Here is a 25,873-nt window from a genome sequence, read left to right on the forward strand (position 1 = left end):
CTTGCGACACGGTCCGTAACCGATCCCGCAATACAGCGGAGAACCCCCGAACCCGCAGGTGAGCGCCCCCGAACGCGAAGAACGATCGCGTTTCGTTTAGCTCCCTCCGGTGGACGCTTTCCGCACTGCCGTGAAGCTAAACCTAGCGATCGGGTGACCCGGGATCGCCTATGACCCACCAGCAGTGTCGATCCGAGGAACCCTCATTCGCACGAATGGACGTCAACACCCCCGAAATGGTGGATTGGCTTCTCCGCCGTCGACATGCGGGAATAGCTCGGTCGCACTAATCGCAAGGAGGCGAAATCCCGTGGACCTCCGCTATGAGGCCTACTGCTTCGCGGACCGTCTGTTCTACGACGTGCAAAGCCACGCGGAAACCGCCGAAGACGATTTCTCACAAGTGCTGCCAGAGTTGCCGGAAGGGTGGACCCAGGGTGACCGCAACATCTGGCGCCACGTGCACCCCGAAGGCGTGGCACTGCCCAAGCAGGGCTGGAAGGTGCACGTCTCGGCCACCGTGCTGAACGCGGGCGAAGTGCTGCTGAAGTCCTACGAGTACCTCATCGCGCGCCGCATCCCGTTCAAATACCTGCGCACCCGGTCGATCGTGCTGGCCCGCAACTCGAAGTACGCCCCGCGCGAGGGCAGCGGCAAGCTCATCACGATCTACCCGGCCGACGAAGCGGAACTGGAGTCGACGCTCCTCGAGTTGTCCGAGATCCTCCACGGCCAGCCGGGCGCGTACATCCTCAGCGACCTCCGCTACGGCGCCGGCCCGTTGTTCGTCCGCTACGGCGGGTTCGTCGAGCAGTGGCTGGAGCGCGACGGCAAGCGCGTGCTGGCCATCGAGGGCCCCGACGGCGCGCTCGTGCCCGACCAGCGCAAGGCGACGTTCTGGCTGCCGGACTGGGTGAAGCTGCCCGCGTGCCTGGAGGAGCACCTGGCCGCGCGCCGGTCCGGTGACGCCGACGCGTTCCCGTACCGGGTGGTCCAGTCGCTGCACTTCTCCAACGGCGGCGGGGTGTACGAGGCCGTCCGCAAGGCCGACGAGACCCAGGTCGTGCTCAAGGAAGCCAGACCGCACGCCGGGCTGGACCGCGAGAACGTCGACGCGGTGGCCCGGCTGCGCCGGGAGCACGCGATGCTGACCAGGGTGGCCGGTGTGCCGGGCGTGCCCGAGGTCCACGAGCACTTCACCGCCTGGGAGCACGAGTTCGTGGCCATGGCGCGGGTGCCGGGCATCCCGCTGGGCCAGTGGCTCGGCCACAACTACCCGCTCACGCACCACGAGGTCACCGACGAGGCGATCACCGCCTACACCGAGCGCGCCCAGAAGCTGGTAGCCGACATCGAGCGGATCGTGGGCGCCGTGCACGAGCGCGGTGTCGTGTTCAGCGACCTGCACCCGCTCAACGTGCTGGTGGACGACGACGACTCGGTGTCGTTGATCGACTTCGAGCTGGCGTTCGGCATCGAGGAGAACGGCAGGCCGACGCTCGGCGCGCCGGGTTTCCAGGCGCCGCCGGACCGCACCGGCTTCGAGATCGACGAGCACGCGCTCGCCGCGCTGCGGCTCTACGTCTTCCTGCCGCTCAACGCCGTGATCGAGCTGGCGCCGGTGAAGCTGCGCTCGCACGTCGACTTCATCCAGCGCCGGTTCGGCCTGCCCGACGAGTACTGCGCGAAGATCCTCGCCCCGCTGACGCCGCGCGGCGACGCCCCGGCCGTGCCCGCCGCCAACGCGCTGGAGGTGCCGGAGCCCGACTGGCCGGTCGTACGCAAGTCGATCGCCGCGGGCATCCTGGCCAGCGCCACGCCCCAGCGCACGGACCGGCTGTTCCCCGGCGACGTCGAGCAGTTCGAGGTCGGTGGCGCGGGGTTCGGCTACGGCGCGGCAGGCGTGCTGCACGCGCTGGACGTGACCGGCATGGGCCGCTACCCCGAGCACGAGCAGTGGCTGCTGGACGCGGTGCGCCGCGAGCCGCCGAAAGAGCCCGGCTTCTTCACCGGCGCGCACGGCATCGCGCACGTGCTGGAGAACTTCGGCCACCACGACCTGGCCGAGGAACTGGTCAGCTCCTACGCGCAGATGGTGCCGGACACCCAGGACCACGGCCTCAGCGCCGGCCTCGCCGGCATCGGCCTGAACCTCCTGCACTTCGCCGGCACGCGGGACGACGAGTCCTACGCCACCCAAGCGCTGGCGCTGGGCGAACGGCTCGACACCGCGCTCGCGAACGCCGAGCCGCCCGGCCCGAAGGCGCGTGCGGGCTTCGAGCACGGCTGGTCCGGCCCGGCGCTGCTGTTCCTCCGGCTGTTCCAGCACACCGACGACCGCCGCTGGCTCGACCTCGGCGTGCGGGCCCTGGAGCGGGACCTGGCCGAGACGATGACCGCGTTGGACGGCTCGACGCAGGTCCGCGACGGCAACTTCCGCACCCTGCCGTACGTCGGCGTCGGCAGCGCGGGCATCGCGCTGGTGCTCAACGAGTTCCGCCTCGCCGCGCCCGACCTCCCGGTCGTCGAACGCCTGCCGGAGCTTCTCGGCGGCACGACCGGCGAGTTCGTGATCCAGCCGGCGTTGATGCTCGGCCGGGCGGGCCTGCTGGCCACGCTGGCCCACGCGAACGGACCGCGGGCCGCGATCGACCGGCACCTCGCCGCGCTGTCCTGGCACGCCGTGCCGTACCAGGAGGGCCTGGCGTTCCCGGGCATCCAGTTGCGGCGGCTCTCGATGGACCTCGACACCGGCGGCGCGGGCGTGCTGCTCGCCCTCGGCGCCACCTTGGACGGCACACCCGTGCTGCCGTTCCTCACAGCCCCGGCCCTCGTGGACCGGTCGCAGTAACCCTTTCCAATCCCCCGAAACACTAGGAGCAACAATGGACTTCATCCTCGACATGCAGGACCTCGAGACCCCCGAGGCCCAGTCGAACGCGATGGCCAGCGGCGGCAGCAGCGGCGGTGGCGGCGGCAGCACCACGGCGTCGAACGCCTCCCTGCTGCTCCCGTGCAGCCACTCCACCGTCAGCCTGGTCCTCTGCTGACCTCCCGCCACGCGGGTCCGGGTGAGCGGCGCAGTCGAAGTGCGCCGCTCACCCGGCTTTTCCTGCCGCGAGATCGCCTCGCGAGGTCATGATGCGCCCCACCGCGGCAATCGCCTAGGAGTCCCAGATCGTGGTGCTGTCCGCCGTCGTCCGACGCGATCTCCGGTGGCTGCTGCTGGCGCTGAACGCGCTGCCCGCCACCGTCGCCGGGCTGCTCCTGCCCACCGCCCTGGCCTCGGCCGTCGACATGGCGCTGGCCGGCCGGCTCGACAGCGGCACGGTGTGGTGGCTGGTCGGGCTCGCGGGCGTGGAGGTGCTCGGCGACGCGATCGGCGTGGTGCTGGCCGCGGCGATCACCGCGCGCGGCGCGGCCTGGCTGCGCCACCGCCTGACCACCCATCTGCTCGCGCTGGGCCACCCGGCCCGCTTCGAACCCGGTGACGCGGTGAGCAGGCTGACCGGTGACAGCGCGATCGCCGGCGGCGTCTCGGTGCTCGCGGTCAACCTGGGCATCTCGGTGGTCACCGCCGCCGGCGCGATCACCGCGTTGGCGCTGCTGGACTGGCGGCTCGCGCTGGTGTTCCTGCTCAGCGTGCCCCTGGCGGCCCTGCTGGTCCGGTCGCACCTGCGGCTGACGGCCGCCGACGTCGCCACTTACCAGGAGGTCTCCGGCGAGTTGTCCGCACGACTGGTCGACGCCGTCGGCGGCCTGCGCACGATCGCCGCCTCCGGCCGCGCAGATCAAGAAGCCGAACGCGTGCTGCGCCCGCTCCCCCGCCTGACCGCCGCCGGCGTCGGCATGTGGAGCACCCAGGCGCGGATGATCTGGCGAGCCGGCCTCCTGCTGCCCGCCGTGGAACTGGCCGTGCTGACCGCCGCCGGCTTCGGCGTGGTCGCCGGCCGGTTGAGCGTGGGCGACGTCCTGGCCGCGCTCGGCTACGTCGCCTTGGGCATGACCGTCGTCGGCCAGACCGCCCTGCTCACCGCCTTGCAGCGGGCCAGGGCATCCGCCCGACGACTGGAAGAAGTCCTCTCCACGCCCGTGCCACCCCACGAGCCGCCAAGCCCGACCACGACCGGCGAAGTGGTGCTGACCGGCGTCAACGTCCCCGGCGCGCTGCACGACGTCGACCTGACCGTGCCCCCCGGGACCTTCGTCGCCGTCGTGGGCCGGTCGGGCTCGGGCAAGTCCGCGCTGGCCGCGGTGATCGGCGGCCTGACCCGGCCGACGACCGGGCAGGTCGAGCGAGGCGGGTCCGTCGGCTACGCCTTCGAACGCCCCGCGCTCGTCGGCGCCACGGTCTCCGACGCCGTCAGCTATGGCACCTCGCTGACCCGGGCCGACGTGGAGGCAGCCTGCCGCGCCGCCCAGGTCCACGACGTCGTGGTGCGCCTGCCCGACGGCTACGACACCCCGATGGCCACCGCGCCGATGTCCGGCGGCGAGGCGCAACGACTCGGCCTGGCCCGGGCGTTCGTCCGCGACCCGGCCGTCCTCGTGCTGGACGACGCCACGGCCAGCCTCGACATGGTCACCGAGTCCACTGTGGAGCGCGCGGTCGAGTCGGCCCTGCCAGGCCGGACGCGGATCGTCGTGACGCACCGCGCCGCCACCGCCCGCCGTGCGGACACCGTCGTCTGGCTGGACGACGGCCGCGTGCGCGCGGTGGGACCGCACTCCGAGCTGTGGGACGACGACGAGTACCGGGCGGTGTTCGGCTGATGACCTACCTGCGGGCGTTGCGCGAACAACGGCGCGGCATCGTGGTGCTCCTCGGCTGGTCGGTGCTCGAAGGCGTGCCCGCGCTGCTCTCCGGTCGCCTGGTCGGCCTCGCGGTGGACCGGGGCTTCGCCACCGGCCGCCCGTGGATCGGCGTCGGCTGGCTGCTGCTCTTCGCCGCGGTAGCCGTGCTCGGCGGCTTCGGCCTGCGCCAGGTCTTCATGCGCTTGGGCGCGGTCGTCGAGCCACTGCGGGACGCGCTGGTGCGCCAAGTGGTGCGCGGCGTCCTCCACGCGGGCTCGCAAACCCGCCAACCGGACGCCAGCGCCGTCGCCCGGATCACCCGGCACGTCGAAGTGGTCCGCGACGCCACCGCCGGTGTCCTGGTCCAAGCCCGCGCACTCCTGGTCACCACCACCGCCGCCCTCATCGGTCTGGCCGCCACGGTCTCGTCACTGGCCTGGCTCGTGATCCTCCCTGTCGTCGCCGCCCTGGTCCTGTTCACCCTCCTGCTCCCCTCCCTGGCCCGCCGCCAGCGCAACCTCGTCCTGGCCGACGAACAGGTCGCCTCCGTAGCCGGCACGGTGTTCCTCGGCGTCCGCGACGTCACCGCCGTGACCGGCGCCGATCACGCCCTCCGCGACGTGGGCGAGCAGGTGGACCGCCAAGCCTCCGCGACCGTCCGGATGGCCTTCGCCACCGCCCTGCGCGGCGTCGTGATCGCCCTGGGCGGCTTCGCCCCACTGGTGTTGTTGCTGCTCATGGCACCAGGAATGGTCCGCGCGGGAACTTTGACGGTCGGCGACGTCCTCGCCGCCGTGGTCTACCTGAGCACCAGCGTGCAGCCCGCCCTGCGCCGCTTGGCGGACACGACGAGCACCATCGTGCTCCGACTGGTGGTGGCACTGCGACGCTTGGCCGAGGCCGCACCACCGATCGACGTGCCCGCGGGCAACGCCGCCCCCAACGGTTCCGACATCGAACTGCGCGGCGTGACGTTCGGCTGGAGCCCCACGGCCGAGCCTGTCGTGCGCTCCCTGGACCTCGTCCTCCCGAAGGGCTCCCACCTGGCCGTGATCGGCCCGAGCGGCATCGGCAAGTCCACGTTGGCCGGCCTGATCACGGGCATGGTCGAACCACAGGCCGGAGAAGTCCACTTCGGCGGCGTCCCGGTGCGCTCCGTCGCACCGGGCCAGCGCCACGACCGAATCGCCCTCGTCCCCCAAGAGACCTACCTCTTCACGGGCACCGTCCGCGAGAACCTGGCCCTCTTCGCACCGACCGCATCGGACGCCGCGCTGCTGGAAGCCGCCGAAGCCGTCGGCGCATCAGCCCTGATCACCAGACTGGGCGGCCTCTCCGGAACCGTGGGCCACTCCGGCGGTGGCCTCTCCGCCGGCGAGGCGCAACTCCTGGCGTGCGCCCGCGTCCACGCCTCACCTGCCGACGTGGTGATCCTGGACGAGGCGACCTCAGCCCTCGACCCATCCGCGGAAGCCCAGGTGGAACAGGCATTCGCCACCCGCGACGGCACCCTGATCGTGATCGCCCACCGACTCTCCTCGGCACTGCGGGCAGACCTGGTCCTCCTGATGGACGGCGGCCCACCACTGCTGGGCAACCACGACGACCTGCTGGCCACCTCACCCCTCTACGGGGACCTCATGGCCGCCTGGCAACCAACCCCGATCTCCCCCGGCCACTAAACGCCCCCAGACACCCCAACCGCTCCACAACGGACCCGCCGCACCAACCGAGGGGCCTCACCAAACCGCCCACAACGGACCCGGAACCACCCCACCGAGGCCCGATTTGACATGGGTTCGGGTGCTTTAGGCTGGTCGAAGCCGGCAGGCCCGGCGGGACGCGCTTGCCCCCCCGGCCTGCCGGCTTCGACCTGCCTGGAGTGCCCGTAAGGGCCCCATGTCAAATCGAGCCGGACTTGAGCGCGACCATCGGACCGAACCCGACCACCAAGCCGGCCTCAACCACCGAACCGCTCGTCAAATCGAGCCGGCCCCAACCACCGAGCCGGGCTCAAATCGAGCCGGGATTCACCCCACCCGGTGCAACCACGTCACCGGCGCACCATCCCCCGCCCGCCGGAACGGTTCCAGGGCGTCATCCCAAGCCGCACCCAAGATCTCATCCACCCCGTGCGCGAACGACTCACCGCCTCTACTCCGCGCAGCCAGCGTCCGAAGTTGGTCCTCTGAAACAACTATGTCGCCATTGGCGCTCGTGCGCGCGTGCCACAACCCCAACACGGGCGCGAAGCAGTACCTCACGCCGTCCACGCCCGGACTCGGGTCTTCCGTCACCTCGAACCTGAGCATCGGCCACGCCCTGAGCGCGGACACGAGTCGGGCACCGGTGCCGGCGTCGCCGGTCCAGTTGCATTCGGCGCGCAACTGACCAGGCGCCGCGGGTTGCGCCGCCCACTTGAGGTCCGCTCGCTCACCGAGGGTGCCCGAGATCGCCCACTCGACGTGCGGACAGACCGCAGACGGCGACGAGTGGACGTAGACCACGCCACTGCTGCTGCCACGGGTGCTCACAGCTGACCTCCGCTACTCGACGAGGGACGTCTTCCCCTACGACCTCTCGAGGATGCGGACGATCTTGCGAATTCCCGACTTGGTCATTCTGCCCGCTACGGCAGCAGTCCGCCATAAGAACCATCGCGTTCCTCACCCAGGCGGGTCAGATACAGGGCTTTCGACCCTAAAACGGCGACCTCGCGGCCCGAGACCGAGCCGCGAGGTCACTTTCCGGGATCAACCGGCCACGCGATGCCGACCGGAAGCCGACCTCAGCGGGATCGACCCGCGATCACACCGTCCCCAACGCCCGCACCGCGGCCATCACGTCGACCAACCCCGTTCCCTTGTCATAGCTGGTCGTGTACGGCCCTACCACCCGATACCCGGCCCCCGCCCCGTACTTGTACGCCGTCGACTTCAACGCCGCCTCGACCTGCCCGGCCGTCGCACCCGGCCTGGCCTGGAACAGCTGCGCCACGATGCCGGTGATGTGCGGCGCGGCCATCGACGTGCCGCTGATCGTGTTGAACGTGCCGACGTCCAGCAACCCCGGCCCGTTCTGCGGCTGCAACCCGGTCGCGCAGATCACCAGGTACGGCCGGCACGCCGACGTGATGTCCTCACCGGGCGCCGAGATGTCCGGCCACGTCGACGAATCCGCCGCCAGCCCGCGCGACGAGTACTCCGACACCGCGCCGTCACGCGTCCCCGTGCCCAGATCGTGGTACGACGCCACCGACAGCACACCGGGCGTCGGGTCCTGACCGGCCGGGTTGGACAGGTTCGCGCTCCCGTCGCCACCGTCGTTGCCGTTGGCCCACACCGTCACGACGCCCTCCGCCGCCAACGCCCGCTGCAGCTTGACCGTCGTCGAGTTCGGGTCGAACGCGCCGCCGCCGGACGGCCCGTACGAGTTGTTGACCGCCTTGATCGGCGGGCACACCGACGCCGGGACACCCGCGCCGCACGGCGCCCGGTGGTTCTCCAGCACCCAGTTCAACGCCGCGCCGGCCCCGATGATGAACAGCACCGCGCCGGTCGAGATCACCACGGCCTTCGCACCCGGCGCCGCGCCGCGCACCACCGTGCCGTCGCTCAACGTCGTGTCACCGCCGACCGCGATCCCCGTGACGTGCGTGCCGTGCCCGCCGACCGACAACAGGTCCGTGTCGACCGACGTCGGCACGTCCAGGATGCACCCGGTCCCCGCGCTCGCCTCGTCCAAGCACACGCTCTTCAAGTTGCGCACGACCTTGGTCTGGCCGTTCGCCTGCCGGAACGCCGGGTGCGTCGGGTCCACGCCGGAGTCGATCACCGCGACCGTGACGCCGCTGCCGTCCAACGCCAGCCCATTCGCTCCGGTGAGGGTCTGCCGCGCCTCCACCCCGCGCGTCGCCGCGTGCGACGTCGACCCGGTGAACTCGATCGGCCGGTTCGCCTCGACGTACGTCACGCCGACCACCGACCGCGCGGCCGTGATCTGCGCGGCGGTGCCGCGCGCCGCGACCACGCCGATCCGGTCGAAGGAGGTGATCCGGCTGAGCCCGGCCTCCCGCACCGCCCTCTCGGCGGCAGCGAGGTCGGCGCCGTGGACGAACACCGTCCCGGCCTGGCCACCGGACAGTCCACCGCTGGACAGCTGACTGGCGAGCAACGTCGACACGGGGGCGAGCAGGCCGGCCGAGGCGGACGGAACGACCGCCATCGACAGTGCCAGCGTGCCCGCCGCGAGCAGGGCGGCTTTGCGCATCACGGACAAACCTCCAATGCAGGGTTGAGCACCCCACTAACGAGTCACCCCTGTTCAGGTGATGGTCGTCACGCAACGTCATCTCCAGCGATGCGCGCGACCGGCTGTCACCCGGCGGCGCTACCGTGTCCGACCGTGTGGAACGCCGAACGCCAGACCGTGTGGAACGCCGACGCGTGCACCGCCGAGCGGCGCGATCTCGTGGTGATCCAGTGCGGCTGATCCGACTCGGGACCGAACCCTCCGCGGTGGGCGCCGACGTGCGCGCCGCGCTGAGCACCTGGGGCACCGGCGACGCCGTGCTCGGCGGTGTCGCGCTGCTCGGGGTCCGGCCGCCGGACAGCCCGCGCGACCTGGACGCGGTGATCGTGCTGCCGCGCGGCGTGCTGGTGGTCGTCGGCGTGGACCTGCCGGACCCGGCCATGCGGCTGGAGGCCCCGCTCAACGGGCAGTGGAAGATCGACGGCTGGCCGCTGACCCGTCCGGACGGCGCGACGAGCCCGGCCGCCGAAGCGCTCGCGGCGACCACCGCCGTCGCCCGCCGCATCCAGGACATGCGCGGCGAGCCGCTGCCGGTCACCACCGTGGTGGCCGTCGGTCCGTACGTCGGCCAGGTCGTGCAGTCGACCGTCGACCTGAACCGCGGCGTGCGCGTCCTGCACCCGAAGCCGACCACGCTGCTCGCCGCCGCGCGCGAGCTGGCCACCAGCGACCGGCCGTGCTCGGCCGAGCACGCCGCCAAGCTGGTCGCCGTCCTCGCGCCGACCGGCGCGCCGCCCACCCGCCAGCACCTGATCGCCGAGGGCTTCTCCGACGCCGCGGCCGACCTGGCGTCCGCCAGCACGATGCTGCTGCCGAAGGTCACGCCCGCGCCGGCAGGCCGCAAGCTGCTGCCCTACGCGGCCGGCGCGGTCGTCGCCGTGCTGCTGGTCATCGCCTTGATCGTCTCGCTGTCGTCGGGCGACACGGCGGACAGCTCGACGTCCACCACGCCGACGCCGCAGCCGACCACGGTCGTGGTGGACGGCCGGAACTTCTCACCGCGGGGCGCGGACCGGACCGACGACTGCGCCTCGCACGCGTTCGGCGACGTCCGGGGGTGGCTGACCGGGCACCTGTGCATGCAGCTGCGGCGTGCCCAGTACGAGACCACAGTGGACGGCCGCAAGGTCGGCGTCGCGATCGCCGAGCTGAGCCTGCCCGACGCCACCCGGGCGGGCGAGCTGCACGCGGTCGCGTCGGCGGCGGGCTCGGGCGGCGTCACCACCCTCGTCAAGGAGGGCAAGGGCTGGCCGGGCGGTCCGGCGACGTTCGACCGGTCGGCGATCCGCGTGTCGGCGAAGGGCGCGCAGCTGCGCATCACGCAGGTGGTGTGGACGGAGGGCGAGCAGGACCCGGCCGACCCGAAGCTGGCCGAGATCGCCGATCAAGCCCTGCGGCTACCCGCCTCCCAGGGGTGACCAGGCACGCCTCGCAGGAAGCCTGGCACTACAAGACCACCGCCCGACGCTCAGCGTCCCGTGCGCACCATGCCGACACCGATCAACCCGAACGCCACGTGCAGCACGATCACCAAACCGGCCACCGCGCACAACGTCTCGGTGCCCGGTTTGCCGGCGATCGCCCCGAACGAGAACAGCCACCCGCCCACCGCGATCGCGAATCCGGTGAACAGCACCGATTTCGGCACGTGGGCCAGGCACAGCAAGGCGTTGGACCGCGCGCGGAACAACGTGTGCAGCACGACCGGCACGATGAGGAATCCCGGCAGGTGCACCGCGACCGGCGGCCACGAAGGGCCGCCGGGCAGGAACGTGGACGCGATGACGAAGGCGCACCACAGCACCGCGCCGATCGCGAGAGCCACAGTTCCCCTGGTCACGACCGCAGTGTAATGAGCTGAAGCCGCATTTTGAGGTTAAGAGTCTTTATGGACGCACGGTCGATACGGCACTCGGCGGAGGGTGTACACGATGTGCTGACACACCGTGCACACAGCGTCAGAGACCGTAGGCCTCGAGGAGCCTCAACCACACCTCACTGATGGTGGGGTAGGCCGGAACCGCGTGCCACAACCGGTCCACGGTGACCTCGCCGACGATCGCGATGGTGGCCGCGTGGATCAGCTCGGCCACGTCCGGACCCGCGAACGTGACGCCGACGAGCGTGCGCTTGCGCTCGTCCACGATCATCCGCGCCTTGCCCCGGTACCCGTCCGCGTGCAGGGACGACCCGGCCACCGCGATGTCCAGGTCGACGACCCTGATGTCCAGCCCGGCCTCGCGGGCCTGCGCCTCGGACCAGCCGACCGACGCCACCTCGGGATCGGTGAACACCACCTGCGGCACGGCCGTGTGGTCGGCCGTGGCGACCGGCGCGGTCCACGGCTCCGGGTCGGTGGCGCCGGTGACGATCGCCGTGCCGACCGCCCGCGCGGCGTACTTGCCCTGGTGGGTCAGCAACGCGCGGCCCGTGACGTCGCCCGCCGCGTACAGCCAGTCCACTCCGGACACCTTGCCGGTGTCGTCGACCGCCAGCGCCTCGCCCGCCGTGAAGCCGAACTGCTCCACGCCGAGGTCGAACGTCGCCGGCTGACGGCCGGTCGCGATCAGCAGGTGGGCGCCTCGCACCTCCGACCCGTCCGACAACTTCAGCGAAACCTCGCCCGCCCCGCCCGATCCGTCCGAAGTGGACGCACCGACCGCCTTGACCCCGGTGACGAGCCGAACGCCGTCCTCCTTCAGCCCTTCCGCGACCAGGTCGCCCGCGAACGCCTCGAACTTCGGCAACGGCCGGTCACCGGACACCACGAGCGTGACGTCGGAGCCGAGCCGGGCCCACGCCTGCGCCATCTCCACACCCACGACGCCGCCGCCGAGCACCACCAACGACTGGGGCACCTCCTGCGCGGAGGTGGCCTCGCGGGACGTCCAGTAGGGCACGTCCGACAGGCCGGGCAGCGACGGGATGCGCGGCACGCTGCCCGTGCACACCACGACCGCCTTGGTCGCGGTCAGCACGCGCCCGTCCACGTCGACCCGGCGCTCACCCGCCAACCGCCCACGCCCGCGCACCACCGTCAGCCCGGCGCCCTCGGCCCACTCGACCTGGCCCGAGTCGTCCCAGTCGGAGGTGAAGCTGTTGCGCCGCTTCAACACCGCAACCGGGTCGAGCCGCTCGCCGACCGGCACGCCGGGCACCCGACGGGCGGCGGCGAGCGCGTGCCCCGGGCGCAGCAACGCCTTGCTCGGCATGCACGCCCAGTACGAGCACTCGCCGCCGACACGTTCGGCTTCCACCAGTGCGGTCCGCAGGCCGCCGGCGGCGGTCCGGGCGGCGGCGTTCTCGCCCACCGGGCCGCCGCCGATCACGATCACGTCGAAGTCGTCGCTCACCGGTCCACCCCACACCACCCGGACCGGCGCGGCAAGTCACGCGGGGTCGAACACCCCGGACAACATCTTCAAGATCACCCCGTCGGCCGTGCGGAGCACCACCGCGCGCTCGTCGGGATCGACCCGTTCGGCCAGCTTGAACATCGCGTCCGCGGTCTGGGCGGCCATCCGGAACGTCAGCATCACCGGCGCGTCGCCGCGCACCGCGAAGCGGGTCAGGAACAGGTCGCGCAGCCGTTCGGCCATCAGCTCGTACTGGTCGACGGAGGCGTCGAGGCGGTGCCCGTCGAGCAGGTCGCTGAACCGCACCCGCCCGAAGCCGGGGATCTCGACCAGCATCCGCAGGTAGACGGCGACCACCTGCTGCACCGCTTCCCGCCAGTCCTCGGCGAGTCGGCCCTCGGTGAACAGCGATTCCACGCGACCCAGGTACTCCTCCATGCCGCGCAGCGCCAGCGCGTGCACAACAGAACGCTTGTCCGGGAAGTATTGGTAGAACGATCCAATTGGCACGCCTGCTAGCTCGACGATCCGGGCGGTGGTGATGTCGTCGTAGTCGTAGTCGTTGAGCAGCGTCGCGCAGGCGTCGACAATCGCGGACACCGTCGCGGCGCCGCGCTGCTGAACAGGCTGACGACGCATCACCTTGGCTAAGCGGTTTTCGGCGGGATTTTCTGGCACGCGCACATCTTGATGGATACGGACCGGTAAGCCCAAACAGGCGATTCCGGAATGTGATGTGAGGTCAGCTCATCTTTCCCGGATAGATTGTTGGGGTGCAAAACTATTTGCATACCCTGACCGGATCCCGAAATCCGGTCCGCCTCACCGCGGGGCGCGCTGCGCCGGGACGGGTTCGGGCAGTTCACCGGGTGTGCCACGGGCCGGCGGCCGTTCGGCGGAAGCCGGGCGGGCGATCGGCGCCCCCGGCCGTCGGCGCGGTGGCCGAGTCACGTAGGGGCCGACCAGCCGGGCCAGCACCAGCCCCGGCGCGACCAGCGGCACCACCGCCGACAGCGCCACCGCCGTCGCGCCGGCCCTCGCCACGTCCCGCGGGATGACCGCCACCCGGTCGACCACGAACGCCCGCCGCCCGGTGATCGACACCAACCCCATCACCGCGAGGAACACCGCGAGCGACAGCAGCGCCCACCGCACGGCGACGTAGCCGACGTCCTCGGCCGCCGCCATCACCGCGAGCCAGCCGACCAACGCCGACGCCTGCCGGCCCGCGCTCGTCATCGCCCACAGCAGACCGCCGGCCACGGCCAGGAACCCGGTGCGGCCCTCGAACCACGCGCGCGCCGCGTCCAGCCACCCCGTCGGCAGACCGGCCCACCGCACCGGCAGCACCTCCAGCGGGCTCGGCGCGCCGAACGCCTGACCCACCACCCACGCCAGGGACCACGCCGACACGACCACCGCGAACCCGAGCTGCCACTTCGGCCGGTCCACCGCGACGCGGCACAGCCTGGCCAACTCCCGGCGCTTCTCCTTCACCCGTCCCAGCGTGCCGGAGTGATCATGGCCCGCGATCCGGTTTCACCCGCGTGCCTTCGTAGAGCCGCTCATCGGGTGGTGGGGCCACCGGCAGCCCATCACCCGGCGTGCTGCCGACGTGGCGAACGACCCCACGGTGCCGGCGCGCGACACGGCCCAGCCTCACCGTCGTGAACACGCTCGGGTGATCTACCCCGGCTCACCGTCACCCGCCGGCGGCCCAGGCCACATCATGGCCAGCGGACACCACCCGATCACGAAGAGGAGGCGGTCGTGCGCAGGCTGCTACCGGCGTTGCTGGCGGCGTTGTCGATCACCTGGACGACCGGTGCGGCGGTCGCCGAACCGGACTACGAGTACGTGGCGCTCGGCGACTCGTCGGCCGCGGGTCCGCTCATCCCGCAGCAGGACCCAACCGCCCCCGGCTGCCTGCGCTCGACGCGCAACTGGCCGTCGGTGCTGGCCGCCCGGATCGGGGCCCGGCTCACGGACGTGACGTGCTCCGGCGCCGTGACCGACGACCTGGCCGGGTCGCAGGCGACCGTCGACGGGGAGCAGCAGGCGCCGCAGGCCAACGCGCTGAGCCCGTCGACCGACCTGGTGACGGTCACCATCGGCGGCAACGACGTCAAGCTGGGCGAGGCGGCGATGCAGTGCGTCAACCTGCTGCCCCCGCCGCTCGGCAGGTCGTGCCGCGACGAGTTCACCGCGAGCGGTCGGGACGAGTTGGCCGACCGGATCGACGCCTACGCGACCGAGTTCGCCGCCGCGCTCGACCTGATCTCCGCCCGCGCGCCCGAGGCTCGGATCGTGGTGGTCTCCTACGGCACCCACATCCGGCGCGAGGGCTGCTACCCGGACCAGCCGATCTGGCCCAAGGACGCGGACTACGTGCAGGGGAGCATCCACCGGTTGAACGTGCTGCTCGCCCGTGCGGCGGCCGAGCACGGCGCGTCGTTCGTCGACGTCGAGTCGGCGAGCGCGGGCCACGACGCGTGCGCGCCGACGAACCAGAGGTGGTTCGAGGGGGTGGCACTGACCGGCCCGGCCGCACCGCTGCACCCGAACGGGGACGGCATGGCCGCGATCGGCGGGATCGTCGCCGACCAGTTGTAGCCGCCCGCCACCAGGACCACCAGGCCGCCGTCGAGCACCCGCTCGGCGGCGGCCTTCGCGCGTTCACGGTGCGGGGTCGCGAGCGCGGAGTTGTTCACGCACCGGCGGGAAGAACGTGTAGTAGATTAGACGTTCTGCACGAGCGCAGGACTGTGAGCCCGCAAGAAACCGTCAGCCGCAATGCGACACAGGCTGATAAAACACACTATCCAGAAATGAGGCACGTTGTCAAGCCCCTCCGATGACCTCCGGCTCGCGGAAACCGAGTCGGAGCAGGAATACGTGTCGATGCTGTACGGCAGGCTGGACGACCTCCGCGAGCAGAGCTCGAAGCGCCTGGCCGGCGCGCTGCGGCAAACCGGTGGGACGCACCAGATGCGCTCCGAACGGGACACCTCGGTGGCCATGTACTCCGACCAGCTGGCGCAGTACAGCGCCGTGGAGAACGGGTTGTGCTTCGGCCGGCTCGACTTCCACACCGACGAGCGGTTCTACATCGGCCGGATCGGCTTGTTCGACGAGGACAAGGAGTACGAGCCGCTGCTGATGGACTGGCGCGCGCCCGCCGCCCGCCCGTTCTACCTGGCCACCGCCGCCGCGCCGGAGGGCGTGCGCAGGCGCAGGCACCTGCGGACCAAGCAGCGCAAGGTCGTCGGGTTCGACGACGAGGTGCTGGACATCAACTCGGTCGACCTCGACCGCCGGTCCGAGGGCCTGACCGGCGAGGCCACCCTGCTGGCCGCGGTGAACGCGAGCCGCACCGGCCAGATGGGCGACATCGTCGCGACCATCCAGGCCGAGCAGGACAAGATCATCCGCACCGAGCTGAACGGCGTGGTCGTCGTGCAGGGCGGTCCGGGCACGGGCAAGACGGCGGTCGCGCTGCACCGCGCGGCGTACCTGCTCTACACGCACCGGCGGCAGCTGGCGAAGCGCGGCGTGCTCGTGGTCGGGCCGAACGCGACGTTCCTGCGCTACATCGGGCAGGTGCTGCCGTCGCTGGGCGAGACGGGCGTGCTGCTGTCGACCGTCGGCGAGCTGTTCCCCGGCCTCACCGCGGTCGGCCGCGAGCCCGCCGAGGTGGCCGCGTTGAAGGGCCGCATCGAGATGGCGGACGTGGTCGCGCACGCGATCCGGGACCGGCAGGAGGCGCCGAGCCTGGTCGAGGTCCCGTTCGACGGCGACGTGCTGCGGCTGGACCGGCGGGCGATCAGCGACGCCCGCGGCCGGGCGCGGCGCACCAGGCGACCGCACAACGAGGCGCGGCGGACGTTCCAGCGCGAGATCATCTCCACGCTGGCGTCGCAGGCTGTGTCCCGGCTGGGCAAGCACCTGCTCGACCAGGCCGACATCGATGACATCCGGCGCGAGCTGCGCGAGGACCCCGCCGTGCAGTCCGCCATCGGGAAGCTGTGGCCGACGCTGTCGCCCCAGACGCTGCTCGAAGACCTGTACGCGTCGCCGAAGCTGATCGCCAAGGCCACGCCGAAGCTCTCCCCCGCCGAGCGCGAGCTGCTCGCCCGGCCGCGCGGCGCCGAGTGGACGCCCGCCGACGTGCCGCTGCTCGACGAGGCGGCGGAACTGCTCGGCGAGGACGACACCGAGGCCAAGGCAAGGGCCGAGCGGCAGCGGCGGCAGGCGATCGACTACGCGCAGGGCGTGCTGGACATCCTCGACCTGGAGGACGACGCCGATCCCGAGATCCTCATGGCGACCGACCTGATGGACGCCTACAAGCTGGCCGAGCGGCACGGGGCGGAGCGCTACGAGACGGCCGCCGAGCGCGCGGCGGCGGACCGGACGTGGACGTTCGGGCACATCATCGTGGACGAGGCGCAGGAGCTGTCCCCGATGGCGTGGCGGACGTTGATGCGCCGGTGCCCGTCCAAGTCGATGACCGTGGTCGGCGACATCGCGCAGACCGGCGACATCGCGGGCGCGTCGTCGTGGCACGAGGTGCTGTCGCCGTACGTGATGGACCGCTGGAAGCTCACCGAGCTGACGGTCAACTACCGGACGCCGTCGGAGATCATGGCCGTCGCGGCGGACGTGCTGGCGTCGGTCGACCCTGACCTCGTGCCGCCGACGTCGGTGCGGGACAGCGGTTTCGCGCCGTGGAGCCTGCGGGCGCCGTCCTTGGTCGAAGCGCTGCCGTCGGTGGTGGACAAGGAGGTCGCCGCGATCGGGGACGGCAAGCTGGCGGTGATCGTGCCGTCGGCGTCGGTGGCGTCGCTGCGCGCCGCCGTGCCGGGCGCTTCGGACGACCTCGACGCGCAGGTCGTGGTGCTGGGCGTGACCGACGCGAAGGGCCTGGAGTTCGACTCGGTGCTGGTCGTCGACCCGGCGGGCATCCTGGCCGAGTCGCCGCGGGGCGCGAGCGACCTGTACGTGGCACTGACCCGGGCCACCCAACGGCTGGGCGTCGTGCACACCGACGACCTGCCCGAGGTGCTGGGGCGGTTGGCTACCGCTTGACCGGCATGGCGGTTGTCCGCGCTGAGCGAGGCGGCGCCGGAGCGAGAGCGACCGGCGCCGGCCGAGGCGTTCCCACGCGGGTGCTGTTCGAGCAGTGGGGGGACGTCGTCAACCGGTGGACGGGGCGGGAGCTCGACGTCATCGGGTGAGGGCGTAGCCGAGGGCGGCGGCAGCCAGGCCGGTGGTCAGGCTCGCGGTCACGTTGGCCAGTGCTTGGAGGTAGCGGCCGTCCTCGGTCAGTCGGACGGTCTCGTAGCTGAACGTGCTGTAGGTCGTCAGGCCGCCGCACAGGCCGATCCCGACCAGGGCGAACAGGTCAGGTGACGTGCCGGCGACACAGCCGAGCACGAACGAGCCCGCGAGGTTGACCGCGAGGGTGGCCCAGGGGAACGTCCGCTGCACCAACCGGCCGGCGGCGTAGCGCAGTGACGCGCCCACCGCCGCGCCGGCGAAGACCAGCAGCACCGTCATGGCCACACCTTGCGGGTCGCGGCCATGGCGGCGAAGGTCGCGCACAGCGCCAGGAACAGCGTCCCGAACACGTACGCGACGGCGGTGAGGCCGCCCAGCCGCACGGCGTCCAGCGCGTAGCCCGAGAACGTGGTGAAGCCGCCCAGCACACCGACGCCGAGGAACGGCCGGGCGAGCGGGTGCAGGCGTGGCACCAGGACCATCAGCACGCCGATCAGCGCGCAGCCCACGACGTTGACCAGCAGCGTGCCCCACGGACCCGGGACCACCGCGGACAGGCCGTACCGCGCCAAGCCGCCGAGGCCGCCGCCCAGCGCGACCGCCGCGACGGTCCGGACCTCAGTGCGCACGCAGGTGGTCCACCAAGTGGTCCAGGGCGGCCAGGGCGCGGACCACGTCGGCGCGCTCGCCCGGTTCCAGCTTGTCCAGCGCCGACCCGATGCGCTTCTCGTGCGCGGCCTGCCAGACGGCCAGCTGCTCGTGACCCTGCGGTGTCACGGAGAGCCGGGCCACGCGGCGGTCGCTGGGGTCGCCGCCCCGTTCGACCAGACCGTTCTCGATCAGCTGGCCGACGAGCCCGCTGACCGTGTTCGGCGCCAGCCGCAACTCGGCCGCGAGGTCGCCCACGCGCATCGGGGGGCGCTCGGCGAGCGTCTGGAGCAACTCGACCTGCGCCATCGGCAGGGAGTCCCACGGCCATTCCGACCGGATGCTCGTGCGCAGTGCCCGGCGGAGCCTCGTGACCACGTCGGTGAGCGAGCGTGCCTCGTCTGACATGCGCGAATGGTACTGGGTCGCGATATGTCGGATACCGAGATAGTCTGGGCACGATGAATCGCACGTTGCACTGGTTCGTCGCGGAATCACCTCGCCCGCGGCGGGTCGCGACCTGGGCCGGTGCGCCTTGGCTGGCCGTGGCGACGGTGTGCCTCGGCGCGTTCCTCGGCCAGTTCGACGCGAGCGTTGTCACACTCGCCCTGCCCGCATTGCGGGACGATTTCGGCGCGTCACCCGAGTGGGTGTCGCTGGCGTACCTGTTGACGCTGGCCGCGTTCGTCGCGCCGATCGGGAAGTGGTCGGACCGGCGGGGCCGCAAACTCGTGTACCTGTACGGGTTCGTGGTGTTCACCGGCGCTTCGGTGGCGTGCGCGTTGTCCCGGGACCTGGACGTGCTGATCGCGTTCCGGGTCGTGCAGGCGTTGGGCGCGGCGATGTTGCAGGCCAACAGCGTGGCGCTGGTGGCGGCGGCCGTGCCGCGCGACCGGGTGCGCGCGGCGTTGGGCGTGCAGGCGACCGCGCAGGCGTTGGGGCTCGCGCTCGGCCCGACGGTCGGCGGCCTGCTGGTCGAGGCGTTCGGGTGGCAGTGGGTGTTCCTGGTCAACGTGCCGGTCGGCGTCGTCGCCCTGGTCGCGGGCCACTTCCTGCTGCCGCGCACGCGTGAGCGCGGCAGCGGTCCGGTCGACGGGATCGCCGTCGTGCTGCTCGCCACGGCCACCACGGCGTTGCTGCTCGTGCTGTCCGGCGCGAACCCGTTGCTGCTGGTGCTCGCGCTGCCGGCGGGCGCGGGCTACGTGTGGCGGGAACCGCTGGTGCGCCGGGTCAAGGGCGGCCTGTTCGGCGCGACGTGCGGGTACCTGGTGCTGTTCGGACCGCTGGTCCTGGTGCCGTTCACGTCCGACCGCGGCCCGTTGGCGACGGGCTTGCTGCTCACCGCCCTGCCGGTCGGGTTCGCGCTCGGCGCGGCGCTGCCGTGGCGCGTGCCGCGAGGGGGCGCGGCACTGTCCACAGTGGCCTGCGGGGTGCTCGCCTGGCACGTGCACCCGATCGCCCTGGTCGCGTTGGGCCTCGGGCTCGGCCTCTTCATCCCGGCCAACAACGCGGCCGTGCTCGGCGCCCTCCCCCGGGGTGACGCCGGGTCCGGCGGTGGCCTGGTGAACCTCGCCCGCGCGCTCGGCACCGCGCTCGGCGTGGCGGTCCCGCTCTTCGTTCACGCGCACTGGGGACCGCGGGTGGCGTTCGGGACACTGGCGGTGATCGTTCTGATGATCATTTGTACGCCGATCGGGGACAAGCTGCCCCGTCTCCGCCCACGGGTTCCGCCGCGACAGTAATCTCGCCCCGGTGGGGCGAGAGCTCGGGCTGGCACACACACGGGTGAGGACGAGGTGGCGGATCGGCTGAGCTGGGTCCCCGACGACGTGAACACCGGGCTGCCCAGCGCCGCACGGCTCTACGACTACCTGCTCGGCGGCGGGCACAACTTCGCGGCCGACCGCGAGCTCGCGGAGCAGTTCCTCCGCGCACAGCCCAACGCCCGCACCATCGCCCGCCTCAACCGCGCGTTCCTGCGCCGGGCCGTGCTGCACCTGGTCGACGCGGGCGTGCGGCAGTTCCTCGACCTCGGCTCCGGCATCCCGACCGTCGGCAACGTGCACGAGGTCGCGCGCAAGGTCGCGCCCGAGTCGCGCGTGGTGTACGTGGACTTCGAGGACGTCGCCGTCGCGCACAGCCGGATGATCCTGGCCGACGACGACCGGTCCGCCATCCTGCACCAGGACCTGACCGAGCCGGACGCGGTGCTGGCGGACGTCCGCGACACCGGCCTGATCGACTTCGCCGAGCCGGTCGGCGTGCTCGCCGTCGGGATGTTCCACTTCGTGCCGCCCGAGCGCGACCCGGCCGGCGTGGTCGCCGCGTACCGCGACGCCGTGCCGCCGGGCAGCCACCTCGCCCTCTCCCAGTTCACCTACGACCTGCAACCCGAGGCGATGGCCCGCGTCGTGGCCGTGATGCGCGACAGCCCGGACCCGATGTTCCCCCGCACCCACGCCGAGATCACCGCCCTGTTCGACGGCTTCGAGCTGGTCGAGCCGGGCGTGGTCCCGCTGCCGCGGTGGCGGCCGGAGGAAGGCTCCGTCGAGGAGGACGCCGACCGGGCGGGGATCTTCGCCGGGGTGGGGCGCAAGGAGTGAGCGGACATGTCGCCACACGCCGGTAGCCGGCGGCAGGACGTCGCGCGCGAGTGGATGCGGGCGGTCTACCCCACCGCGTACGTGCCGATGTCGCCGGTCGAGATCGAGCTGTACCTGCTCGAACTCGTCGACGTGATCGCCGACGCGGTCCAGGCCGAGCCGTTCGCCGCCGACCCGGTCGCCGTGGTCGGCCAACGGCTGGTCGAGGCGCACTTCACCGGCCCGGAGACGTTGCAGCGCACGGTGGACGTGCTCGGGCACGCCCTGCTGTTCAGCCCCGAGCTGCGGGACGTGCCGCGGCTGGCGGAGAAGGTCATCGCCATCCTGGGCAGCGTGAGCGCCGGCTTCGCCACCGCGATGCGGCTGGACGCGCTGGACCAGCAGGAAGAGGTCAAGCTCGCGCTCATGGCGGCCAAGCTGCGCGTCGAACGCGTGCTCGAGGCCAGCGAGGCCAGGTTCCGCGAGGTGTTCGACGCCTCCGCGTTCGGCATCGTGATCACCGACCTGCGCGGCCGGTGCGTCGAGGTGAACCAGGCGCTGGCCGAGATGATCGGCCGCGACCGCGGTGAGCTGACCGGGCGGCGGCTGGTCGAGCTGTTCGACCCGGCCGACGCCGAGGCGCTGGAGGCCAAGTACCAGGCGGTCGGTGACGGCCGGGTGGCGCGGATGCGCGAGCAGCGACGGCTGCTGCGCGAGGACGGCGAGCCGGTGTGGGTGCACCTGGCGGTGTCGTCGCTGCGCGACGCGGACGGCGAGCCCGCGTACCACGTGACCATGGTCGAGGACGTCAGCGAGCTGCACCTGCTGCGGAAGAACCTGGACTTCCAGCTGCTGCACGACTCGCTCACCGGCCTGTCCAACCGGCACCGCTTCGCCACCCGGCTGGAGGCGCTGCACGGCACGTCACGGGGCGGGATCACGCTCTACCACCTCGGATTGGACGCGTTCGCGCTGGTGAACAACGGCCTCGGCCACGCGTTCGGCGACCGGCTGCTCACCGAGGTCGGCCACCGGCTCGAAGCCATGCTCGAGGACGACGTCGCGCTGGTCGCCCGGATCGGCGGCGACGAGTTCGGCATCGTGGTGGACAACTCGCCGACCACGCCGAGCGTGCCCGACATGGTCGACCGGATCAACGAGGCGCTGCGCCGGCCGATGGAGGACGGCGTCGCCCTGTCCGCGTCCATCGGCGTGGTCGACCGGCCACCCGCCGGGTGGGACGTCGCGGAGATCCTGCGCGCGGGCGACACGACCCTGCGCCGGGCCAAGAAGTGCGGCAAGCGGCAGTGGCTGCCCTACGACAAGCACGCCGACCAGGCGTTGCGGGAACGGCACGCGCGGGCCGCGCGGATGCCCGGCGCGTTGGCCGAGCAGGAGCTGGAGGTCGAGTACCAGCCGGTCCTCGACCTGGTCGACGGGCGGGTGCTCGGGCACGTGGCCCGGCTGCGCTGGGACGAGGTCGGGCACGACGAGTGCGTCGCCCTGGCCGAGGAGACCGGGCTGTCGCCGGCGCTCGGCCAGTGGGCGCTGCACGAGGCCGCGGTCGCCGCGGTCGGAGCTTCCACGCCGGACTCCACCGCGTCGGATTCTTTCGGGCACCTGTACTTCGAGCTCTCCCCGATGCAGTCCCGCGACGAGGACCTGGTGCGCACGGTGAAGCGGACGTTGGACGCGACCGGCCTGCCCTCGTCCCGGCTGAGGATCTTCCTGGACACGCGGTCGATGCTCGACGGCATGGGCGAGGACAACGCGCAGGTGCTGCGGGACAACGGGATCTCCACCGGGCTGACCCGGTTCAACGGCGGGCAGGCCGAGCTGTCGCTGCTCGACGAGCTGCCGGTGGACGCGCTGGTCCTCGACCCGTCGGTGGTCGGCAGGCTCGCCGACCGGCCGGAGTCGTTCCTGCACACCGCGGTGGAGCGGATGGTCGCGCTGATCCGGGAGGCCGGGGTGTCGGTGCTGGTGCCGGACCTCGCCACGGCGGAACAGGCGGCGTGGTGGACGCGGGTCGAGGTGGACGCCGCGTACGGCGACCACCTCGCGCCCGCCGTGCCGTCCTACGAGCTGTCCGGCGCCTAGACGTGCTTCACCGCGGCCAGCAGCTTGGTCAGCGACTCCTTCGCGTCGCCGAACAGCATGGTGGTCTTCGGGTTGTAGAGCAGGCTGTTGTCCACGCCCGCGAAGCCGGGTCGCATCGAGCGCTTCATGAACACCACGGCCTTCGCCCGGTCCACGTCGAAGATCGGCATGCCGTAGATCGGGCTGCTCGGCTCGTCCCGCGCGCCGGGGTTGACCACGTCGTTCGCGCCGACCACGAGCACCACGTCGACGCTGCCGATGCCGGGGTTGACGTCGTCGAGCTCCTTGAGGTGCTCGTAGGGCACGTCCGCCTCGGCGAGCAGCACGTTCATGTGGCCCGGCATCCGGCCCGCGACCGGGTGGATGCCGTAGTGCACGGTGACGCCGCGCTGTTCCAGCACCTGCGCCAGTTCCCGCGCCGCGTGCTGGCCCTGCGCCACGGCCAGGCCGTAACCGGGGACCACCAGCACGGAGTGCGCGTAGCCGAGCATGATCGCCACGTCGTCCACCGTGCCGGAGCGCACGGTGCGCTGCTCGTCGGTCACCGCGGCCGTCGAGGTCGGCTTGAACGCGCCGAACAGGATGTTGGTCAGCGGCCTGCCCATGGCCTGGGCCATCAGCCGGGTCAGGATCGTGCCGGACGCGCCGACGAGCGTGCCCGCGACGATCAGCAGGGTGTTGGCCAGCACGTAGCCGGACGCGGCGACGGCCAGGCCGGTGAACGCGTTGAGCAGCGAGATCGCGATCGGCACGTCCGCGCCGCCCACCGGCAGCACGAACAGCACGCCGAGCGCGAGACCCGCCAGCGCCAGCAGCACCAGCAGCACGCCGTTCCCGGTCAGCACGACCAGTAGCGCGAGCAGCGCGCTCACCGCCGCCGCACCGATGCCGAGCAGCTGACCCGCGGGCAGCAGCACCGGCCGGGTGGTCATGATCTCCTGGAGCTTCAGGAACGTGACCACGCTGCCGGAGAAGCTGACCGAACCGATCAGCACGGTGAGCACGGTGAAGACCTGGAACAGCACCGAGCCGTGCGGCACGGCCAGGAACTCGGTCAACGCCACCAGCGCCGCCGCCGCGCCGCCGACGCCGTTGAACAGCGCCACCATCTGCGGGATGGCGGTCATCTTCACCGACCGCGCCGCCGGGATGCCCACCACCACGCCCGCGACCACGGCGATCACGATCAGCAGCCCGTTGTGCACCGCGCCGTGCGCGTACGCCGTGACCACGGCCAGCGCCATGCCCGCCGCGCCGACGAGGTTGCCCGCGCGGGCGTACTTCGGCGTGCTCAGGCCCTTGAGCGCCAGCACGAAGCACAGCGCGGCGACCAGGTACGCGAGCTGGACCCAGGTGGGGCTCACCCGCCCACCTCCTTGTGCCCGTTGGCCGCGCTCTTGACGGGTCGGTCCGCCTTGTGGCCCTTGAACATCTCCAGCATCCGGTCGGTCACCACGAAGCCGCCGACCACGTTGACCGTGGCCAGGAACACCGCGGCCAGGCCGAGCGTGATCTCCAGCGCGTCCTCGGCGCGGCCGGTGATCAGGATCGCGCCGACCAGGATCACGCCGTGGATCGCGTTCGCGCCCGACATCAGCGGCGTGTGCAGGATCGTGGACACCTTCGACACGACCTCGAAGCCGACGAACACGGCCAGCACGAAGATCGTCAACAGGTCGATCACGGCAGCTCCCTCCTCAGCTCGCCCGCGTGCGTGAGGCAGCAGCCGGCCAGCACCTCGTCGGTGAGGTCCGGCACGACCTGGCCGTCCTTGGTCATCATCAGCAGCAGGTTGGCCACGTTGCGCGCGTACAGCCTGCTGGCGTGCACGGGCATGCCGCTCGGCATGTTCCGCGCGCCGTAGACGAGCACCTCGCCGACCCAGGTCTCCTCGCCCGGGCTGCTGGCGGTGACGTTGCCGCCGGACTCGGCGGCCAGGTCGACCACCACGGAGCCGGGCGCCATCGCCTTGAGCATGTCGTTGGTGACCAGCACGGGCGCCTTGCGGCCGGGGATGGCGGCGGTGGAGATCACCACGTCGGAGGCGGCGACCCGTTCCGCGATCAGCTCGCGCTGGCGTTCCAGGAACGTCTCCGACTGCGCTTGCGCGTACACGCCCTGCTGCGTTTCGAGGTCCAGTTCGAGGAACCGCGCGCCGAGGCTCTTGACCTCGTCCTTGGCCGCCGCGCGCACGTCGTAGGCCTCGACCACGGCGCCGAGGCGTCGTGCGGTGGCGATGGCCTGCAACCCGGCCACGCCCGCGCCGAGGACGAGCACCTTGGCGGGCGGGATGGTGCCCGCCGCCGTGGTGAACATCGGCAGGAACTTCGGCAGCCGGTTGGCCGCCTCCATCACGGCGCGGTACCCCGCGACCAGGGCCTGCGACGACAGGGCGTCCGCGGACTGCGCCCTGGTCACGCGGGGTAGCAGGTCGAGGCTGAACGCCGTGACCTTGTTGGCCTTGAGCACCTCGATGAGCTCAGGCTCGCTGTTGGGTTGCAGGAAGCTGATCGTGATGTCGCCCTCGCGGAGGGCGGCGGCCTGCTCGGGTGTCGGTGGTTGGACGGAGACGATCACGTCGGACCGCCCGGCCGGGTGGTCGGCGATGACGTTCGCACCGGCTGCGCGGTAGGCGGCGTCCGAGGCGTGGGCGTGTCTGCCCGCTCCGGCTTGCACGTCCACCGTGAGTCCGGCACCGATCAGCGTGGTCACCGTTTCCGGTAGACCGGCTACGCGGCGCTCGGCGGGCCGCGCCTCGAGGGGTATGCCCACTCTCACGGAGAGTCACCCTAGACCGGTGAT

22 protein-coding genes are annotated in these 25,873 nt (G+C 71.8%); 10 read left to right on the forward strand and 12 right to left on the reverse strand.

Translation table 11 applies throughout. The features are described from left to right. Nucleotides 1–310: 310 nt before the first annotated feature. From lanKC to LNK82_RS10900, 4 genes are all read left to right on the forward strand, one after another. Complete coding sequence (gene lanKC, locus LNK82_RS10885; RefSeq protein WP_230566807.1) at nucleotides 311–2,851, forward strand: class III lanthionine synthetase LanKC; 2,541 nt, start codon at nucleotides 311–313, stop codon at nucleotides 2,849–2,851. Nucleotides 2,852–2,885: 34 nt separating this feature from the next. Then, nucleotides 2,886–3,050, forward strand: a complete 165-nt coding sequence (locus LNK82_RS10890) for a SapB/AmfS family lanthipeptide (protein WP_230566808.1) — start codon at nucleotides 2,886–2,888, stop codon at nucleotides 3,048–3,050. A gap of 130 nt (nucleotides 3,051–3,180) precedes the next feature. Continuing rightward, a complete protein-coding gene (locus LNK82_RS10895) occupies nucleotides 3,181–4,773 on the forward strand; it encodes an ABC transporter ATP-binding protein (RefSeq protein ID WP_230566809.1) in 1,593 nt (530 codons plus the stop codon). Continuing rightward, nucleotides 4,773–6,476, forward strand: coding sequence for an ABC transporter ATP-binding protein (locus LNK82_RS10900; RefSeq protein WP_230566810.1), 1,704 nt, complete (start codon nucleotides 4,773–4,775; stop codon nucleotides 6,474–6,476). Before LNK82_RS10895 ends, LNK82_RS10900 begins: the two co-directional genes overlap by 1 nt. 348 nt (nucleotides 6,477–6,824) lie before the next feature. Here LNK82_RS10900 and LNK82_RS10905 read toward each other — a convergent pair whose 3' ends face one another. Further along, complete coding sequence (locus LNK82_RS10905; RefSeq protein ID WP_230566811.1) at nucleotides 6,825–7,328, reverse strand: DUF3145 domain-containing protein; 504 nt, start codon at nucleotides 7,326–7,328, stop codon at nucleotides 6,825–6,827. A 274-nt stretch (nucleotides 7,329–7,602) separates the two neighbouring features. Then, entirely contained in the window at nucleotides 7,603–9,063 is a 1,461-nt protein-coding gene (locus LNK82_RS10910; protein ID WP_230566812.1) for a S8 family peptidase, read from the reverse strand. Between the two features lie 212 nt (nucleotides 9,064–9,275). Between LNK82_RS10910 and LNK82_RS10915 the strand changes: the two genes are divergently transcribed. Beyond that, nucleotides 9,276–10,523 (forward strand): hypothetical protein, encoded by a 1,248-nt coding sequence (locus LNK82_RS10915; protein WP_230566813.1) that lies wholly within the window; start codon nucleotides 9,276–9,278, stop codon nucleotides 10,521–10,523. A gap of 50 nt (nucleotides 10,524–10,573) precedes the next feature. Here LNK82_RS10915 and LNK82_RS10920 read toward each other — a convergent pair whose 3' ends face one another. The 4 genes from LNK82_RS10920 to LNK82_RS10935 all read right to left on the reverse strand — a co-directional run bounded on the left by LNK82_RS10920 (nucleotide 10,574) and on the right by LNK82_RS10935 (nucleotide 13,958). Further along, nucleotides 10,574–10,945, reverse strand: coding sequence for a hypothetical protein (locus tag LNK82_RS10920; RefSeq protein ID WP_230566814.1), 372 nt, complete (start codon nucleotides 10,943–10,945; stop codon nucleotides 10,574–10,576). A 118-nt stretch (nucleotides 10,946–11,063) separates the two neighbouring features. Further along, complete coding sequence (locus LNK82_RS10925) at nucleotides 11,064–12,458, reverse strand: dihydrolipoyl dehydrogenase family protein (protein WP_230566815.1); 1,395 nt, start codon at nucleotides 12,456–12,458, stop codon at nucleotides 11,064–11,066. Between the two features lie 36 nt (nucleotides 12,459–12,494). Further along, complete coding sequence (locus LNK82_RS10930) at nucleotides 12,495–13,061, reverse strand: TetR/AcrR family transcriptional regulator (RefSeq protein WP_230566816.1); 567 nt, start codon at nucleotides 13,059–13,061, stop codon at nucleotides 12,495–12,497. A 222-nt stretch (nucleotides 13,062–13,283) separates the two neighbouring features. Continuing rightward, nucleotides 13,284–13,958 carry a hypothetical protein gene (locus LNK82_RS10935; RefSeq protein WP_230566817.1) on the reverse strand — a complete coding sequence of 225 codons (675 nt, stop codon included), beginning with the start codon at nucleotides 13,956–13,958 and terminating at the stop codon, nucleotides 13,284–13,286. Between the two features lie 273 nt (nucleotides 13,959–14,231). Here LNK82_RS10935 and LNK82_RS10940 point away from each other — a divergent pair, with 273 nt between their 5' ends. Then, nucleotides 14,232–15,074 carry an SGNH/GDSL hydrolase family protein gene (locus LNK82_RS10940; RefSeq protein WP_230566818.1) on the forward strand — a complete coding sequence of 281 codons (843 nt, stop codon included), beginning with the start codon at nucleotides 14,232–14,234 and terminating at the stop codon, nucleotides 15,072–15,074. A gap of 225 nt (nucleotides 15,075–15,299) precedes the next feature. Continuing rightward, entirely contained in the window at nucleotides 15,300–17,549 is a 2,250-nt protein-coding gene (locus tag LNK82_RS10945; protein ID WP_372470457.1) for a HelD family protein, read from the forward strand. A gap of 138 nt (nucleotides 17,550–17,687) precedes the next feature. Here LNK82_RS10945 and crcB read toward each other — a convergent pair whose 3' ends face one another. From crcB to LNK82_RS10960, 3 genes are read right to left on the reverse strand one after another with little or no spacing between them, the layout of a single operon-like run. After that, complete coding sequence (gene crcB, locus LNK82_RS10950; RefSeq protein WP_230566819.1) at nucleotides 17,688–18,020, reverse strand: fluoride efflux transporter CrcB; 333 nt, start codon at nucleotides 18,018–18,020, stop codon at nucleotides 17,688–17,690. Beyond that, nucleotides 18,017–18,370: a fluoride efflux transporter FluC gene (locus tag LNK82_RS10955; RefSeq protein WP_230566820.1), complete on the reverse strand. Its 354-nt coding sequence runs from the start codon at nucleotides 18,368–18,370 to the stop codon at nucleotides 18,017–18,019. The genes crcB and LNK82_RS10955 overlap by 4 nt, the downstream gene beginning before the upstream one ends. Beyond that, nucleotides 18,360–18,797 (reverse strand): MarR family winged helix-turn-helix transcriptional regulator, encoded by a 438-nt coding sequence (locus LNK82_RS10960; RefSeq protein WP_230566821.1) that lies wholly within the window; start codon nucleotides 18,795–18,797, stop codon nucleotides 18,360–18,362. Before LNK82_RS10960 ends, LNK82_RS10955 begins: the two co-directional genes overlap by 11 nt. Nucleotides 18,798–18,850: 53 nt before the next feature. Between LNK82_RS10960 and LNK82_RS10965 the strand changes: the two genes are divergently transcribed. From LNK82_RS10965 to LNK82_RS10975, 3 genes are read left to right on the forward strand one after another with little or no spacing between them, the layout of a single operon-like run. Next, nucleotides 18,851–20,131: an MFS transporter gene (locus LNK82_RS10965; RefSeq protein ID WP_230566822.1), complete on the forward strand. Its 1,281-nt coding sequence runs from the start codon at nucleotides 18,851–18,853 to the stop codon at nucleotides 20,129–20,131. Between the two features lie 54 nt (nucleotides 20,132–20,185). Further along, nucleotides 20,186–20,992 carry an SAM-dependent methyltransferase gene (locus LNK82_RS10970; RefSeq protein WP_230566823.1) on the forward strand — a complete coding sequence of 269 codons (807 nt, stop codon included), beginning with the start codon at nucleotides 20,186–20,188 and terminating at the stop codon, nucleotides 20,990–20,992. Between the two features lie 6 nt (nucleotides 20,993–20,998). Continuing rightward, on the forward strand, nucleotides 20,999–23,071 hold the full coding sequence (locus tag LNK82_RS10975; protein ID WP_230566824.1) for an EAL domain-containing protein: 2,073 nt from the start codon (nucleotides 20,999–21,001) through the stop codon (nucleotides 23,069–23,071). Here the strand turns inward: LNK82_RS10975 and LNK82_RS10980 are convergent. Genes LNK82_RS10980 through LNK82_RS10990 form a run of 3 tightly spaced genes read right to left on the reverse strand, consistent with a single transcriptional unit; the run spans nucleotide 23,068 to nucleotide 25,849 of the window. Further along, the gene (locus LNK82_RS10980) at nucleotides 23,068–24,435 is read right to left on the reverse strand and encodes an NAD(P)(+) transhydrogenase (Re/Si-specific) subunit beta (RefSeq protein ID WP_230566825.1); all 1,368 of its coding nucleotides are present in this window, start codon (nucleotides 24,433–24,435) and stop codon (nucleotides 23,068–23,070) included. The two genes, LNK82_RS10975 and LNK82_RS10980, sit on opposite strands and share 4 nt — an antisense overlap. Next, the gene (locus LNK82_RS10985) at nucleotides 24,432–24,755 is read right to left on the reverse strand and encodes an NAD(P) transhydrogenase subunit alpha part 2 (protein ID WP_443706255.1); all 324 of its coding nucleotides are present in this window, start codon (nucleotides 24,753–24,755) and stop codon (nucleotides 24,432–24,434) included. Before LNK82_RS10985 ends, LNK82_RS10980 begins: the two co-directional genes overlap by 4 nt. Continuing rightward, nucleotides 24,752–25,849 (reverse strand): Re/Si-specific NAD(P)(+) transhydrogenase subunit alpha, encoded by a 1,098-nt coding sequence (locus LNK82_RS10990; protein ID WP_230566826.1) that lies wholly within the window; start codon nucleotides 25,847–25,849, stop codon nucleotides 24,752–24,754. The genes LNK82_RS10985 and LNK82_RS10990 overlap by 4 nt, the downstream gene beginning before the upstream one ends. Between the last annotated feature and the right edge of the window lie 24 nt (nucleotides 25,850–25,873).

Source organism: Saccharothrix luteola (genome assembly GCF_020859565.1).
Lineage (GTDB): Bacteria > Actinomycetota > Actinomycetes > Mycobacteriales > Pseudonocardiaceae > Actinosynnema > Actinosynnema luteola.